The 14875-nt window shown below is 66.6% G+C and carries 18 protein-coding genes; 10 read left to right on the top strand and 8 right to left on the bottom strand.

Features of this window, described 5'->3' with window-relative positions:
* Positions 1 to 2 precede the first annotated feature (2 nt).
* A complete protein-coding gene (locus tag G6N61_RS19850) occupies positions 3 to 1238 on the bottom strand; it encodes a S1C family serine protease (RefSeq protein ID WP_163920193.1) in 1236 nt (411 codons plus the stop codon).
* A 158-nt stretch (positions 1239 to 1396) separates the two neighbouring features.
* On the opposite strand from G6N61_RS19850, the gene G6N61_RS19845 reads away from it, so the two are divergent.
* Positions 1397 to 1570 carry a hypothetical protein gene (locus G6N61_RS19845; protein ID WP_163920191.1) on the top strand — a complete coding sequence of 58 codons (174 nt, stop codon included), beginning with the start codon at positions 1397 to 1399 and terminating at the stop codon, positions 1568 to 1570.
* A gap of 266 nt (positions 1571 to 1836) precedes the next feature.
* A complete protein-coding gene (locus tag G6N61_RS19840) occupies positions 1837 to 3297 on the top strand; it encodes a sugar transferase (RefSeq protein WP_407666264.1) in 1461 nt (486 codons plus the stop codon).
* On the opposite strand, the gene G6N61_RS19835 is transcribed toward G6N61_RS19840, so the two are convergent.
* The 3 genes from G6N61_RS19835 to G6N61_RS19825 all read right to left on the bottom strand — a co-directional run bounded on the left by G6N61_RS19835 (position 3294) and on the right by G6N61_RS19825 (position 4375).
* Entirely contained in the window at positions 3294 to 3431 is a 138-nt protein-coding gene (locus G6N61_RS19835) for a hypothetical protein (protein ID WP_163920189.1), read from the bottom strand. The two genes, G6N61_RS19840 and G6N61_RS19835, sit on opposite strands and share 4 nt — an antisense overlap.
* Positions 3432 to 3575: 144 nt before the next feature.
* Positions 3576 to 3965: a histone-like nucleoid-structuring protein Lsr2 gene (locus G6N61_RS19830; protein WP_235887198.1), complete on the bottom strand. Its 390-nt coding sequence runs from the start codon at positions 3963 to 3965 to the stop codon at positions 3576 to 3578.
* 191 nt (positions 3966 to 4156) lie between these two features.
* Positions 4157 to 4375 carry an SMI1/KNR4 family protein gene (locus G6N61_RS19825; protein ID WP_163920187.1) on the bottom strand — a complete coding sequence of 73 codons (219 nt, stop codon included), beginning with the start codon at positions 4373 to 4375 and terminating at the stop codon, positions 4157 to 4159.
* Positions 4376 to 4527: 152 nt separating this feature from the next.
* On the opposite strand from G6N61_RS19825, the gene G6N61_RS19820 reads away from it, so the two are divergent.
* Together G6N61_RS19820 and G6N61_RS19815 are read left to right on the top strand one after the other, a co-directional pair.
* The gene (locus G6N61_RS19820; protein ID WP_163920185.1) at positions 4528 to 4863 is read left to right on the top strand and encodes an ArsR/SmtB family transcription factor; all 336 of its coding nucleotides are present in this window, start codon (positions 4528 to 4530) and stop codon (positions 4861 to 4863) included.
* A complete protein-coding gene (locus tag G6N61_RS19815) occupies positions 4860 to 5351 on the top strand; it encodes an SRPBCC domain-containing protein (RefSeq protein ID WP_163920183.1) in 492 nt (163 codons plus the stop codon). The genes G6N61_RS19820 and G6N61_RS19815 overlap by 4 nt, the downstream gene beginning before the upstream one ends.
* A 9-nt stretch (positions 5352 to 5360) precedes the next feature.
* Here G6N61_RS19815 and G6N61_RS19810 read toward each other — a convergent pair whose 3' ends face one another.
* The 3 genes from G6N61_RS19810 to G6N61_RS19800 are packed head-to-tail and all read right to left on the bottom strand — an operon-like array spanning position 5361 to position 7234.
* Positions 5361 to 5669: a hypothetical protein gene (locus G6N61_RS19810; protein ID WP_163920181.1), complete on the bottom strand. Its 309-nt coding sequence runs from the start codon at positions 5667 to 5669 to the stop codon at positions 5361 to 5363.
* Between the two features lie 15 nt (positions 5670 to 5684).
* Positions 5685 to 6854 (bottom strand): FAD-dependent oxidoreductase, encoded by a 1170-nt coding sequence (locus tag G6N61_RS19805; protein WP_235887197.1) that lies wholly within the window; start codon positions 6852 to 6854, stop codon positions 5685 to 5687.
* Positions 6855 to 6886: 32 nt separating this feature from the next.
* Positions 6887 to 7234: a cupin domain-containing protein gene (locus G6N61_RS19800; protein WP_163920176.1), complete on the bottom strand. Its 348-nt coding sequence runs from the start codon at positions 7232 to 7234 to the stop codon at positions 6887 to 6889.
* A 189-nt stretch (positions 7235 to 7423) separates the two neighbouring features.
* On the opposite strand from G6N61_RS19800, the gene G6N61_RS19795 reads away from it, so the two are divergent.
* The 6 genes from G6N61_RS19795 (at position 7424) to G6N61_RS19770 (ending at position 13432) form a co-directional block, all read left to right on the top strand.
* Positions 7424 to 8011: a type II toxin-antitoxin system RelB family anti-toxin gene (locus G6N61_RS19795; RefSeq protein WP_163920174.1), complete on the top strand. Its 588-nt coding sequence runs from the start codon at positions 7424 to 7426 to the stop codon at positions 8009 to 8011.
* A 67-nt stretch (positions 8012 to 8078) separates the two neighbouring features.
* A complete protein-coding gene (locus tag G6N61_RS19790; protein ID WP_163920172.1) occupies positions 8079 to 9191 on the top strand; it encodes an ABC transporter substrate-binding protein in 1113 nt (370 codons plus the stop codon).
* 14 nt (positions 9192 to 9205) lie between these two features.
* Positions 9206 to 10102: an ABC transporter permease gene (locus G6N61_RS19785; RefSeq protein ID WP_163920170.1), complete on the top strand. Its 897-nt coding sequence runs from the start codon at positions 9206 to 9208 to the stop codon at positions 10100 to 10102.
* Complete coding sequence (locus G6N61_RS19780; protein WP_163920168.1) at positions 10102 to 10896, top strand: ABC transporter permease; 795 nt, start codon at positions 10102 to 10104, stop codon at positions 10894 to 10896. The genes G6N61_RS19785 and G6N61_RS19780 overlap by 1 nt, the downstream gene beginning before the upstream one ends.
* Positions 10886 to 12013 carry an ABC transporter ATP-binding protein gene (locus G6N61_RS19775; RefSeq protein ID WP_163920165.1) on the top strand — a complete coding sequence of 376 codons (1128 nt, stop codon included), beginning with the start codon at positions 10886 to 10888 and terminating at the stop codon, positions 12011 to 12013. The genes G6N61_RS19780 and G6N61_RS19775 overlap by 11 nt, the downstream gene beginning before the upstream one ends.
* A gap of 12 nt (positions 12014 to 12025) precedes the next feature.
* Entirely contained in the window at positions 12026 to 13432 is a 1407-nt protein-coding gene (locus G6N61_RS19770) for an NAD(P)/FAD-dependent oxidoreductase (protein ID WP_163920163.1), read from the top strand.
* 30 nt (positions 13433 to 13462) lie between these two features.
* Here G6N61_RS19770 and G6N61_RS19765 read toward each other — a convergent pair whose 3' ends face one another.
* On the bottom strand, positions 13463 to 14854 hold the full coding sequence (locus G6N61_RS19765) for a GntP family permease (protein WP_163920161.1): 1392 nt from the start codon (positions 14852 to 14854) through the stop codon (positions 13463 to 13465).
* Positions 14855 to 14875: the final 21 nt, after the last annotated feature.

Genomic DNA, 14875 nt, shown 5'->3' with positions numbered 1-14875 from the left:
GCTCACGCCTTGCCGAGAGTCACCTGCGCCGTGCCGGATCGGTCGCCGTCGACGTAGGTCACCGAGACCGTGTCACCCGGCGCCTTCGACCGGATCGCGGCGACCAGCGCCTCGGGTCCGTCGATGACCTGGTCGTCGACCTTGGTGATGACCGCGCCGTCCGGCACACCGGCGAGCGCCGCAGGTCCGTCTGCCGACACGCCCGCGATCGCCGCGCCGCCCGCCGGGTTCTGGTCGCTGCTCAGTTGCACCCCGAGCGACCCGTGCGACGCGGTGCCCGTCGAGATCAATTCGTCGGCGACCCGCTTCGCCTGGTCCGACGGGATCGCGAAGCCCAGCCCGATCGATCCGGCCGGTCCGCCCGCGGACCCCGAACCGCCACCCATGCTGGCGATGGCCGAGTTCACGCCGATCAGCTCGCCCTTCATGTTCACCAATGCACCGCCGGAGTTGCCCGGATTGATCGCGGCGTCGGTCTGCAGGGCCTCGAGAACGGACACGTCGCTGCCCGGGCCCTCCCCTGCCGCCACGGGTCGGTCGAGCGCGCTGATGACTCCCGTCGTCACCGTGCCCTGCAGGCCCAGCGGCGACCCGATCGCCACCACCGGCTCACCCACCTTGACGTCGCTGGACGAGCCGATGGCGATCGGCGTCAGTCCCGAGACCCCCTCCGCGCGGACGACGGCGAGATCACCGGTCGGATCGGTGCCCACGATCGAGAACGGCACCGAGCGGCCGTCGGAGAACGTGACGGTCTTCGTGATGTCGGCATCACCGTTCATCGCGGCAGGTCGGGCGGTCGTGCCGTCGCCCGCCGCCGGCGCGACGACGTGGTTGTTGGTGAGGATGAGGCCGTCGGAACTCAGCACGACGCCGGAGCCCTCGGCTCCCTCGTCGCCCATCTTCAGCGAGAGCTTGACGACACTCGGCATCACCTTGGCCGCGACCTGTTCGACGGAGGCTCCGGGCCCGGCGGCCAACGGCTGTGATGCGGGCCGCGGGGCAGCCGTCGTCCCAGCGACGGTCGGGGTCGCGGGCTCGTGCATCCGGTCGACTGCGACCGCCGTCGTGGCGCCGATACCGCCTGCGGCTACCGCGATGGCAGCGGCACCGACGACGAGGGTGACGCGACGCGGCCGCCTCAGCGAAGGCGGACCTGCCGGTATGGCCTGAGGATGGGTCCACGTCGGGTACGGCTGTGGAGACGGATCACCGGGATGGGGCGGGAGGGTCGTCATAATGATGTCTTCTCGTTTCTCGAGCGTGAAGTGCTGACAACACCGTGCGACCGCTGACTGAGACGGGACTGAGAACAAGATCAGGACTGCCCGAGAACCATTGCGCTCAGGGCGAAACGCGTGTCTTTCGAAAACCCGTCGGCGGGTATCCCTCCCGCATGTCATCGCAACCGCAGGACGAAACCACAGGAACGCCCGACCACGTCGAGAACACGGGTGAGAACCTCCGCCGCGCCGCCGAGGTCACGCATGAGGCCAACGACGACCAGGCGACGCAGCCGTCTCCGGATGACGTGCCGCCCGCAAACCCGCTTCCCGACTTCAACACCTAGCAGCACTTGGCCGCCAGGACGACTACGCCTGGATTGTCGGCGAGATGTCACGCGGCGGCTCAACGATCTTGATCCGGTTCGACCATCCGGGGATTGGGTCACCGCGTGCCGACAGCCGCGGCGATCCGGGCTTCGGCAAATTTTGACACTGCCCCCTATTCCGGCTCCTCCCGCTACCGGATACGCCTAGAGTTTGGGCTTCGAGCAGGTGGGGGTGACGGGTGCAACACGCCGAGGCTACGAGCGCTACGGATGGTCGTCCGGCCGTGTCGGAGGGCTCCCGACCGGCGCCACCCCGCTGGGTCGAATGGGTGCGGTCCGATCCCACGTATTCGATGGTCACCGTGGGGATCGACGTGCTCTACGCCGTCGCCGCGGTTCTGCTGGCGCATTGGACGATCGCTGGTGACGTGCGAGAAGGCAACCTCGGTCTCTACTCGTGGATATTCGTGCCGATGGTCATCGGTGTACTCGCCACTCGGTCGATGTACCGGCGGAAGCTGAACGACAGTTTCTTGGACGAGTTCGAGCCGGTGGAGACTTCAGTCGCAGTCGCCGCCCTGGCGACGTTGACGGTGATGCTGCTGCTCGTCCCTCAGACTCCGGCAGGCGGCGTGATCGGCGACCACGTCCGGCCTGGCGAGTTGGTGGTGCGCATCTGGGTGTTCGCCGCCGTTCTGATCCCGGCGGTCCGGCTCGTCAGGTCGCTGGGCAACCGCTTCCTACGGCGTAGGTACCGGGTCGGAGCGCCGACGTTGATCGTCGGGTCCGGTCCGGTGGTCGGTCAGCTCATCACGCGTATGCGTCAGGTGCCCGACTACGGCCTGGAGCCATCCGGCCTCTTGGATGCGGACGAGCCGTCCGGCAGTGGGGTACTGGACGTCCCGTACCTCGGTTCCCTGGACAACCTCGAATTCGCTGCACGCGCAACGAAGGCCGAGGAACTCGTCATCGCGCCCGCGTCGATGTCCGACGACCAGCTGGCGCGCGTCGCGCACCGGGCACAGAACCTCGGGATGCGCGTGCGGGTCGTGCCCCGGGTGATGGACGCGGTGGGCATCGGCACGCGAATCGAGCATTTGGGCGGCGTACCGCTGATGGTGCTCGGCCGCGTCGATCCGAAGGGTTGGCAGTTCGCCGTCAAGCATGCGTTGGGGCGCCTGATCGCGGCGGTCGGACTGTTGCTCATCTCGCCCGTCTTCATCGCACTTGCGCTGTTGGTGAAGCTCAGCTCACGCGGGCCGATCTTCTTCAGTCAGGATCGGGTCGGCCGTGACGGAGAGGTCTTCGGCTGTCTGAAGTTTCGTAGCATGCGGCCGCTCGACCCGGCCCAAGCGGCCTTCGCGCTGCAAGAGGGGGCGGCACCCGGCGGTGTCGAAGGCGACGATCGCCGAACGACGATTGGCAAGATCATGCGGAAGACGTCGTTGGACGAGCTACCGCAGCTGATCAACGTCCTACGCGGTGACATGGCGCTGGTGGGTCCGCGGCCCGAACGGCCGGAGTACGTCGAGATGTTCGAGATGCACGTTCGACGTTACGGCGAGCGGCATCGGGTGAAGGCCGGCATCACCGGCTGGTCACAGGTGCACGGCCTTCGCGGGCAGACTTCGATAGCCGATCGAGCAGAGTTCGACAATTACTACATCGAGAATTGGTCGCTGATGTTGGACCTGAAGATTCTCGCGCTCACCGTGTTGGCCGTTCTCAAGAGCGCGGAGGACTAACCCTCCGGCTCGGCGCCCGGGCCGGTGTCGGCATCCGTCGATTCGTCACCATCCGCGGCCGGCGCCCCGTCCTCCGGCGGGTCGTCCAGAACGTGGCCCGGGTTCAACGGCAAGTGCGGGTCTGGCAGTGTCATGGGTCCTCCGTCACTGGGGGTGGGCCGAACGTCGCGAACCGCTCCATACCCGGATTGGGCATTCCGGAATCAAACGCGATACTCGAGCTCTCATTGGCCGGCCCTGCTGGGCGCACCCGTTCCCGGGTACGCGCCAGCGAGGGGTCAACCCTTTTCCGCCGCCTCGTAGGCCTCGACCACTTCGGCGGGAATGCGACCGCGTGTACTCACGGTGTAGCCGTTCTCATTCGCCCACGCCCGGATGGAAGACAGTGGCGTCCTCGACTGCGTCTTGCCGCCACCCTTTCGCCTCCGGCTGGCCTTGCGGGGCCGCTCCTCGCCGGAAACCTTCTCTGCGGCTTTGACATACGGAGTCAACGCCTTGTCGAACTTCGCCAGGTTCTGCGCGGAGAGATCGATTCGGTATGCAACACCTCTAACCGAGAACTCCACGGTTTCGCCGCCGCCATCGGTGATGTCGGTTCCGTCAATATCATCCACGACTTGGCGGATAACGCGTTCTGCCATTTCTTTCCTTTCCGCGCCCGCCCCCAAGCGCGGAACTCTACCGGTATAAACCGCCCGAGCACTACATCTGCGTGCGTGGAGGGATCATGCGTAGCCGCACTAAGCGAATGGCGGTGCGGATACCGTCGTTCTTTCGTCACCGATAAAGCTTGTGGAAAGTGATCCCCGGAAAGCCGCCGGATATCTTTCTTCTCACCGGGCTCATCGTTCTCCCGGCCTCAGTCGAATTGGTCGGGATAGCCGAGTCCGCGAATGAAGCTAGCGAAATCGACTGCCACAGGGGTGATTCGATGGTCGAATTCCTGGTCGACGTGCACCACCTTGGGCTCGCCCGTGGGACCGCAGTCGCGGTAGTCGAGCATGATCTGCTCGTGGCCCGCTGACGGCATATGGGTAATTCCGACCCCGAGCGCCGGGTAGACCCATTCTTCCCGCATGAACGCCGTCCCGAGTTCTCCACATGGGGGTAATGAGCGTGAAGCCCACCATTGCGGGGACGCGCGAGTTCATGGCACCGTCGCGCGCTCTTACCCTGACGAGCAACACTTAGCCCTTGCGCTAACAATGCCGTAGTGCAACACTTAGCCTCATGGCTAAGCACGAGGCGGAGCTGGACAGCCTCTTCGACGCGCTCGGCGACCCGACGCGCCGAGCAGTGATTCGGCGACTGGGCAGCGGCCCGGCGAGTGTGGGCGAGCTGGCGAGGCCATTCGCGATTGCGTTGCCGTCGTTCATGAAACACGTCCGCACGCTCGAAACCAGCGGGTTGATCTCGACGACGAAGACCGGGCGGGTGCGGACCTGCTCGCTCAACCGCAAACGGCTGTCGATGGTCGACGACTGGCTCGCCGAACAGCGACACATATGGGAAGACCGCACCGACCGACTCGAACGACTCGTCACCGACACGGAGGAGACAACATGAGCACGAATGCCATCGACCCCACACTCGACCTGGTCGTGGAGCGGGTGATCCGCGCTCCCCGGCAATCGGTTTGGCGCGCATGGACGGACCCGGCCCTGCTGGCCCGGTGGTGGACGCCGGCCCCCACCCTCACGCGCGTCGATCGACTGCAGGTACGTCCCGGCGGCGCCTTCGTTACTCGAATGAGCGACGACGGCGAGCGGTTCGTTCCGCACACGGACTCCGTGTTCCTCGTCGTGGAGGAGGGTTCCCGGCTCGTGTTCACCAACGCTGTCGACAGTGCGTGGCGACCGGCCACACCGGAGCCGGTGTCCATGACCGCGGAGATCACCTTCGATGACCACTCGGACGGGACCCTCTACCGGGCGGTCGTGCGCCACGGCGTCCCGGCCGTTCGCGATCGCCACGAGGAACTCGGCTTCTTCGACGGATGGGGTGCGGTCACCCGGGCGCTCGCCGAACTGGCCGAAGGTGACGCGGCGGCCTGACCGTTGGGGTCAATGACCGTACGTGTACCGCAGGTTGGCGTTCACCAGCTCGCCGATGCGCTGGCACATGTGCTTCGTGAAGCGCTCGTCTGGTGGGGGATCGTCAACGCGCAGGGACCAAGTGAGACCCGTTCCGCCCTTCACCGCAACCAGGTCGAAGCGAATCAATGCATCCGGGCGCTTCACCCAGATCGATGACCAAACCACGAGATTGGGCCGTTCGGCCTCGACGACGGATGGCGCGATCTCGTCGTCCTGCAGGTGGAGCCACGGGCGCACCGGTTGCCGATGCGGGTCAGAGAGATCGTCGAACAACACCGCCCGCGCCGTTCGCTAGGGCGCGCCCCGCGTGAGTGAGCCGACGGGCGTCGGCCCCGATCGGTCCAGGAGGGCACGCCCCTCGAAACGCGTCACGCTGCAGGCCTTCACGTCATCGTCCTGGGGCCGACCCTCTGCGAAGTCCGCCAGGATCTCGCCCATCAGCGCGGAGTACTTGAATCCCTCACCGATGCACCCGCAACCCAGGACGATTCCGCTGGGCAGCGCATCCAGGATGAATTGTCCGTCGGGTGTGTCGGTCCAGCAGCACACCTGCGCGTCGACGACCGTCGCCGGTACCGCGGCGAAGTCGCGCTCGATGCGTTGACGAAGTACCTCGGTGCGGGCGGTGCTCGGCGTGCGATCGGGATTGCCCGCCTGGTAGTCGCCGATGGGCAGATCAAGACCCACCTTGTAACCCAACCCGGGAGTCGGCATCGCGTAGATGCGGCCCGCCCTGTCCTCGGCCTCGCCGTCGAACAGGCAGGGGAACGCATCGGTGTGCGCCACGCTGTCGCGGTCGCCGAAGTGCACCACCTGCTCGAGGTACGGGTAGAGCGGCACGTCGATGCCCAACATCCGCAGGAACGTCGACGACTCCGGACCGGCGGCGATCACCACCACGTCCGCATCTTCGGAGGTCATGTCCGAATACGTCACCGTCAGCCCGTTCGGCCGCTCCTCGATCTCGACGACGCTGCGGGCGTGACCGAAGCGGCCACCGGCGCCGGTGAACCGCTCGAACTGCGCCCGCAGCGACCGTTCGGCCAGGACGATCCCGCCGTCCGGGAGCCACACTGCGTCGCGGCCGTCGTCGCGCAAGCCTGGGAAACGGTCGCCCACGTCGGCCGCACTCACCCACTCGTGGTCGATGCCCAGGCCGGCGCACGTCGCCGCGAGCGCGGGGTTGGACGGCGGGTCCCGCCACAGCAGGCCCCGCACCTCGTGGACGGTGGCACCGGTCCGCTCCTCGAGCCGCTTCATCGCCGCCAACGCCCGCAGCCCGAGCCGCGCCCTCGATGGGTCGGGGTCGGCCAGGCGCCACATCCGGGTCGGGCCGTAGGACGACGACAGGGGATTACCCACCCCGTAGCGGTCGACCAGCCGCACGTCGTGGCCTCGGCTGGCCAACTCGGCCGCCGTGGGCAGACCCCACGCGCCCGCGCCGATCACGATGCTCTTCACGAATGCCTCTCTCCGCCAGATGAACCGGTCGTTCAGAAGATGGTGTACACCTTGCGAAGCGTCTCGACCACGTCCCATCGACCGGTCCACCCAGGTGGTAGGACGACGAAGTCGCCCGCCCCCACTTCGACGACGCGTCCGGTCTGGTCGTCGGTGATCTTCGCGCGGCCCGAGACGATGTAGCAGGTCTCGGTGTCCGGTCGATCGACGACGGGCCAGCCACCGGGCTCGCACTCCCATACGCCGACCTGTGCATCGGTGCCCGAGTCGGCCGCCAAGGTCTTGAGTCGAGGGTCACCGCTGTCAGCGCCGGCGCGCCGGCCGGCGGCCTCGAGGTCACCGGTGACGGTGCGATGGGGCAGATGGATCAGTGCGCTCATGTCGGCCTTCCCAGAGTCGTCGAACACCCATGCGCAGCCAGGAATCGGAGCGTCTTTGTTTTGGCGAGAGCGATTTTCGCGATTCCGGTTGCCGCGGCTTGGTGGCAGGCATAGTGTCACACACCACCGAACATTTTGTTCGCCGTTACCGAACTATTGGTTCTGACGTAGGAGAATGGATGATCGTTCGTGGCCCTGCCTGACGGCGGCCCCGGCTCCCCGTCGTCGAACACCGAGACCGAAATGGGCAGCCGCATACGCGGATACCGGAACATGCGGAAGCTCAGCCTGCGGGAACTCGCAAGCCGCGCCAAGATCTCGGCGGGGTTCCTCAGCGAACTGGAACGCGGACAGGTCAACGCCAGCGTCGGTACGCTGCGTCGCCTGGCCGAAGAACTCGGAGTCAAACTCCCCGACCTGTTCGGCGACCATCACGTCAACGGTGCGAGGATCCTGCGGAAGGCGGATCGGCCGGAGATCCACGTCGACGACCTCAGCGCCAAGTACCTGCTGTCGCAGAAACCCCTGATGAATCTCGAGGTCTACTCCGCCGAGTTCGCCCCCGGCGGATCGGCGGGCGAGGCATACGTACACGGCGACGCCCAAGAAGTACTGATCGTCGTCAAGGGCAGCTTGGTACTCGAACTCGACGGCAAGAAACACCAACTCGACGCCGGCGATTCCGCGGAATATCGGACGTCCATTCCGCACACCGTGCACAACCTGAGCGACGCGTCCGCCGAACTGCTATGGATCGTCAGCCCCCCAACCGCATGAGAGCGGGATCGAAATGATCACACCCACAAAGACTTACCACCCGTCACGTCTCACAGGAGGAGTTCACATGTCCACTGCACTCAAGGCCGTCGGATGCGGCGTGGCTGCCGTGCTGCTCACCGCAGCGTGTTCGTCGGGGCCGGCTCCAAGTGCCGACGTCGACCTCGGTAGCGGGCCACCGAAGGCAGGCACCGTCAAGGCCGGCGCGCTCGACGGCGTGACCCTCACCTTCGTGTCCTACGGCGGCATCTTCCAGGAGGGGCAGACGCAGGCCGCGATAGATCCCTTCGCCAAGGAATCCGGCGCGCGCATCCTGCAGGACGGGCCGACCGAGAGCACCAAGATCAAGTCGCAGGTGGAATCCGGCAACGTCACCTGGGACGTCATCGACACCACCAACGTCTTCACCGCCCAGCACTGTGGCGAGCTGTTCATGCCCATCGACACCAGCATCGTGGACGTCAGCAAGATCCCGCCCGGCGCGAAGACCGACGACTGTTCGGTTCCCGCAATGGGTTACGGCCTCATCGTGGTCTACAACACGGAGAAGTACGGCGCCAACCCGCCCAAGACCTGGGCCGACTTCTACGACACCACGAAGTTCCCCGGTAAGCGCGGCATCCAGGGCATCGCCGGCGAACTCGACCCTGGCGTACTGGAGGGCGCACTCTTGGCCGACGGTGTCGCGAAGGACCAGATGTATCCCATCGACGCCACCCGCGCACTGAACAAGCTGTCGTCGATCCGCGGCGACATCGTCTTCTGGAACAGCGGGGCCCAGGCCCAGCAGCTTCTCGAGGCCGGGCAGGTCGACATGGCGCTGCTGTGGAGCGGGCGCGCCTACTCCGCGGTCAAGAACGGGGCGAAGTTCGCGCCCATGTGGGATCAGTGGATGCCCGAGGCGGACACGATCGCGGTGCCCAAGGGTGCGAAGAACCCGAAGGCCTCGATGGCACTGATCAACTACTACCTGGGTGCGCAGCAGCAGGCCAAGCTGACCGAACTCACCTCGTACAGCCCGATCAACGTCGACGCCAAGCCGCAACTGGATGCCCTGGCGACCAGCTACCTCACCACGACCCCCGAGCGTCTCGCGGACCGCTTCCCGATCGACCTCGCCTGGTGGTCGAAGAACAACGACGCGATGGTCGGGGCATACACCGATTGGCTTGCCAAGTAAGGGACTAGCGGACCATGACCGTAGTCGACGTACTCGCCGGTGGTGCAGCACCGCCGCAGTCGCGCGCCGAGGAGGCGGGTGCCCAGCGGAGGCGGCGCAGCGCCTACGCATTGCTGGCTCCCGCGCTCGTGTTGGTGCTCGGCATCTTCGCGGCACCGCTGGGCGTGATGATGTGGCGCGCGTTCACCGATCCGGTGGTCGGGTTCGACAACTTCGCCTGGTACGCCGGTGACGCCGTGCAGCGCGAGGTGCTGCTGCGGACGTTCACCACCGGACTCGAGGTGACGGTCATCTGCCTGTTGCTCGGCTACCCGTACGCCTATGCCATGGTCGCATTCGGGCCGAAGGTGCGGGCGGCGCTGACGCTGCTGGTGCTCGTCCCGTTCTGGACCAGCCTGATGGTGCGCACGTTCGCCTGGGTGATCCTGCTGCAGGACAACGGACCCGCCCAGGCGCTGTTGAGCCTCGTCGGGCTCGGCGACGTGCAGTTGATCCGGACGAACCTCGGTGTAGTCATCGGCATGAGCCAGATCCTGTTGCCGTTCATGGTGTTGCCGCTGTACGCGGTGATGTCGGGCGTCGACCGTCGGCTGGTGCTGGCCTCGTCGAGTCTCGGCGCGCGGCCGCTGACGTCGTTCACCCGCATCTGGGTGCCGCTCACCATGCCCGGCATCGGGGCGGGATGCCTGATGGTGTTCATCAGCAGCCTTGGCTTCTACGTCACGCCGGCGCTGCTCGGTTCCCCGGACAACGCCCTCATCAGCCAGCAGATCTACGTCCAGGTCAACGGTCTGCTGCAGTGGGGCCGCGGTGGGGCGATGGGCGTGGTGCTCCTGCTGCTGACCTTCCTGGTCCTCGCCGTGCTGATGATCGTGCTGCGCCGCGCATCTCGGCAGGAACGGGCGTCGTGATGCGCAGCGGCACGTTCTGGCGCGGTGCGCTCCTGGTGTTCTGCGGCCTAGTCGCGACCTGGCTGGTCGCGCCGTCGCTGGTCGTGATCCCGCTCAGCTTCACTGATCTCCCGTCGTTCAGGTTTCCGCCAACGGGCTGGTCGACGCAGTGGTACGTCAACTTCTTCACCGACCCGTCGTGGCTCTGGTCGCTGGAGGCGAGCATCCGCGTCGGCCTCCTGGTGGCCGTCGTCGCGACGGTGTGCGGGACGGCGGCGGCGGTGGCCTTCAGCCGGACGCGGTTCTTCGGCGATCAGGGCCTGCGCGCGCTGCTGCTCTCGCCGATGATCGTCCCGGTGATCGTGGTGTCGATCGGCATCTACGCGATCTACCTGCGGCTCAACCTGCTGGGCACCACGCTCGGCTTCGTCGTGGCGCACAGCGTGCTCGCCCTGCCGTTCGTGATCATCCCGGTGAGCGCCAGCCTGCAGGGATTCGACCGACGGCTCGAGGACGCGGCCGCGATCTGCGGAGCGAGCAAGTGGACGACGTTCCGCACCGTCACGCTGCCGCAGGTGGCGCCGGGCGTCCTGTCGGGGGCACTGTTCGCGTTCGCGACCAGCTTCGACGAGGTGGTGCTGTCGCTGTTCATCCAAAGCCCCTACCTGCAAACGCTTCCGGTGCGGATGTACTCGTCGGTCACCCGCGACACCGACCCCACGATCGCCGCCGCGGCGACGGTGATCCTGGCGCTCACCACCGCACTGACCATCCTCGCCAGCATCTTCGCCATCAGGAGGAATCGTGTCCGATGACCGCGCGCCGCATGGCGCTTCCATCACGATGCGGGGCCTGGTCAAGCGGTACGGCTCCGTCACGGCCGTCGACGCCATCGACTTGGACGCGCGTCCGGGCGAGTTCCTCACCCTGCTCGGTCCCAGCGGGTCGGGAAAGACGACGACGCTCAACATGATCGCCGGATTCGTCGACGTCACCGAGGGCGAACTGTCCATCGACGGCAGCCCGGTCACCGACCTGCCGCCCTACAAGCGCGACATCGGCATGGTGTTCCAGCACTACGCCCTCTTCCCACACATGAGCGTCGCCGACAACGTGGAGTACCCGCTGAAGCAGCGGTCCATCGGCAAGTCGCAGCGCGCCAAGATGGTCGCCGATGCGCTGACGATGGTGGGTCTCGAGCACCTGGCCCGGCGCAAGCCGAAGGAGTTGTCGGGCGGTCAGCAGCAGCGCGTCGCACTGGCGCGGGCCGTCGTCTACAACCCGCGCGTGCTGCTGATGGACGAGCCCCTCGGAGCGCTGGACAAGAAGCTGCGCGACACCCTGCAGTTGGAGATCAAGCGGATTCACGCCGACCTCGGCACCACGTTCGTCTACGTCACCCACGACCAGGACGAGGCTCTGGTGCTCTCCGACCGGGTCGCCGTGTTCAACGACGGACGCATTCAGCAGATCGGCACGCCGTCGGACCTGTACGAGCATCCCAACAGCCTCTTCGTGGCGCAGTTCGTCGGTGAGTCGTCGCTGTTCCGTGGCACGTTGGACGGTAGTCGGGTCCAGGCGCACGGCCGCACCCTGACCGCGACGCGCGGAGCCCTACCCGACTCGCGCACCGTGGCCGTCGTCGTGCGTCCCGAGCGGATCGCGATCCACGCCGGTGACGCGGAACCGCAGGCGGACAACGCCGTTCCCGGGCACGTCATCCAGCAGATCTACTTCGGAAACGCGCGCAAGGTCGAGGTGCGCCTCGACGACGGCAGCACGGTCCTGGTCCGCGAGAGTGCAGGCGCCGCGCTGGCTCCCGTGCACGCCGACGACACCGTCTGGCTGACCTTCCGCCGCGAGGACGCCTCCGTCCTCGCCGTCGACGAGACGCAGCCGGCACCTCGAACTCCCACCACCGCAACGAACTAGGAGCACGACAACATGGCGTCGTCAGGCCAGCAGACCGTCAAGCAGCCCGTCAACGGCGGAGTGTCCTTCTGGTACCGGTCGATCGGGCTCCCCCAGCCCCGTCCGGCGCTTCCCGGCGACCTCGAAGCCGACGTGTGCATCGTCGGTGCCGGGTTCACCGGACTCTGGACCGCCTACTACCTGAAGCGTCAGCAGCCAGATCTTCGGATCGTGGTACTGGAGAGGGAATTCGCCGGCTTCGGTGCCTCGGGCCGCAATGGTGGCTGGCTGTCGGCTGAGCTGGCCGGCTCGCGAGACGCCTATGCCTCGACCCACGGTCGCCAAGGCGTCATCGATCTGATGCGCGCGATGCGTGACGCCGTCGACGAGGTGATCGCCGTCGCGAAGACCGAGGGCATCGACGCGGACATCGAGAAGGACGGACTACTGCACGTCGCGCGCAACCAGGCTCAGCTGCAACGGCTGCACGCCGGCCTGCGCTACGAACGCGAATGGGGCGCAGACCCCATGGACTTCGTCGAACTGAGCCGCGCGGAGATCGACGCGCGGGTCCGCGTGGCCGGATCGCTCGGCGGCATCTTCAGCCCGCATTGCGCCCGGGTGCAACCTGCCAAGTTGGTGCAGGGCCTTGCGGACAGCGTGGTCGACCTCGGCGTCCGGATCTTTGAGCAGACCACCGTCGGCAGGATCGATCCGGGCCGGGCGGTCACCGACCGGGGCACCGTCCGCGCACCGACCGTGCTGCGCTGCCTCGAGGGATTCACCGGCAGCATCGAAGGGCAGAAGCGCAGTTGGTTGCCGATGAACTCCTCCATGATCGTGACCGCCCCGTTGCCCGAGGAGGTTCACGACCAAATCGGCTGGCGCGACGCAGAATTGCTCGGTGACTACGCGCACGGATACATGTACGCACAGCGCACGGTCGACGGGCGGATCGCTCTCGGCGGGCGCGGCATTCCGTACCGCTACGGCTCTCGCCTCGACGACCGGGGCGCCACGCAGCAGTGGACGATCGACGCGCTCACCGCGCTCACTCACGACATGTTCCCCGCGACCGCCGACGTCCCGATCGAACATGCCTGGTGCGGTGTCCTCGGCGTGCCGCGGGACTGGACGGCCACGGTCGACTTCGACCGCACCACCGGCCTCGGTACGGCGGGCGGCTACGTGGGAAGCGGACTGACCACGACCAACCTCGCCGGCCGCACGTTGGCCGACCTCGTACTGCAACGCCAGACCGACCTCACCCGTCTCCCCTGGGTCGGTCGACGGGTGCGGCGCTGGGAGCCCGAGCCGTTGCGTTGGCTCGGCGTGCAGAGCATGTACGCGCTCTACCGGACGGCGGACCGTCGCGAGACGAACGGTCTGGGCCGCACCAGTCGGATCGCCACGGTCGCAAACAAGATCACCGGTCGCTGAGGACGGCGCGTTCCCGGGGCAGGTGGCGCGTCAAACCACCAGCCAGACCAGGCCCGCCATCGCGAACCCCACGACGGACAGGATCGTCTCCAACACGGTCCAAGTCTTCAGGGTGTCCTTGACGGACATGTTGAAGTAGCGCGAGACGATCCAGAACCCCCCGTCGTTCACGTGGCTCGCGATGATCGAACCCGCGGACACTGCAACCACGATGAGCGCGATCTGAGCCGGCGAGTATGCACCGTCGGCAACCGAGGCCTCGATGATGCCCGCCGTCGTGACGATGGCCACCGTCGCCGAGCCCTGAGCGATCCGCAGCGCACAGCTGATCAAGTACGCCGAGACGATCACCGGAAGACCGATTGCGGTCATCGAGTCGGCGAGGGCATCACCAATCCCCGTGGCGCGCAGCACTGCTCCGAAGAATGCGCCCGCGCCCACCACCAGCAGGATCATGCCGACCGGGCGCAGGGACACCCCGGAGATCTTGGCCAGTTCTTGAGCGGATATCCCGCGTCGAATGCCGAGCAGGTACAGCGCAAGCATCACGGCGATCGTCAGCGCTATTGCCGGGTTGCCGATCAGCGTGAGCACCGACAGCAGCCTGCCGTCGTCGTACATGACGTCGGCGAGGGTGGCCGCCAGGATCAGAAGCATCGGCACCAGGATGATGAATGCGATCAACAGCAGCGACGGTGGATTCGCCCGATCCGCCTGTTCCTCTTCGGGAACGAACGCCTCGGGCACCTCTACGTGGACGCGCTTGCCGATCCAGGCTCCCCACGCCACGCCGCTGGCGAACCACGCCGGGATTCCACAGATCAACCCCATGATGATGATCCAGCCGAGGCTGACGCTCAGCAGGCCCGCGGCGGCGACGGGACCGGGGTGGGGCGGCAGGAAGGCATGGGTCATCGACAGACCCGCCAGCATCGGCATTGCGTACAGCACCAACGACTTCCCGCCACGCTTGGCGGCGACGTAGACCAGCGGCGCCAGGATGAAGATGCCGATGTCGAAGAAGACCGGAATTCCCAAGACGAGTCCGGTGACGCCCATGGCGAGCGGCGCGCCTCTGGGTCCGAACAGGCTCAGCAGTCGCGTGGTGAGCACGTCGGCTCCGCCGGACCGTTCCAGCATCGCGCCCAGTACCGTGCCGAGGCCGATGATCACGGTGATGTGACCGAGAATGGAGCCGAATCCCTTCTCCAGGAGGGAATCACCGGACTTCGCCGGGGTGCCGACCAGCTCCGCCACCGGAATGCCGGCGACCAGGGCGACGGCGACGCTCACCACGATCAGTGCGATGAACGGCTCGACCTTCAACTTGATGATCAGCACCAGAAGGGTCGCAATGGAGACCGCGGCCAGGGTCAGCAACCCGGCGGTGTCATTCTGCAGCCAGTTCACGAACGACGTCATTCACACTCCACTATTCGATGG

Origin of the sequence: Mycolicibacterium arabiense, from assembly GCF_010731815.2 — a bacterium.
Classification (GTDB): domain Bacteria; phylum Actinomycetota; class Actinomycetes; order Mycobacteriales; family Mycobacteriaceae; genus Mycobacterium; species Mycobacterium arabiense.
The sequence above is the reverse complement of the archived record's forward strand: the minus strand, read 5'-3'. Positions and strand labels throughout refer to the sequence as shown.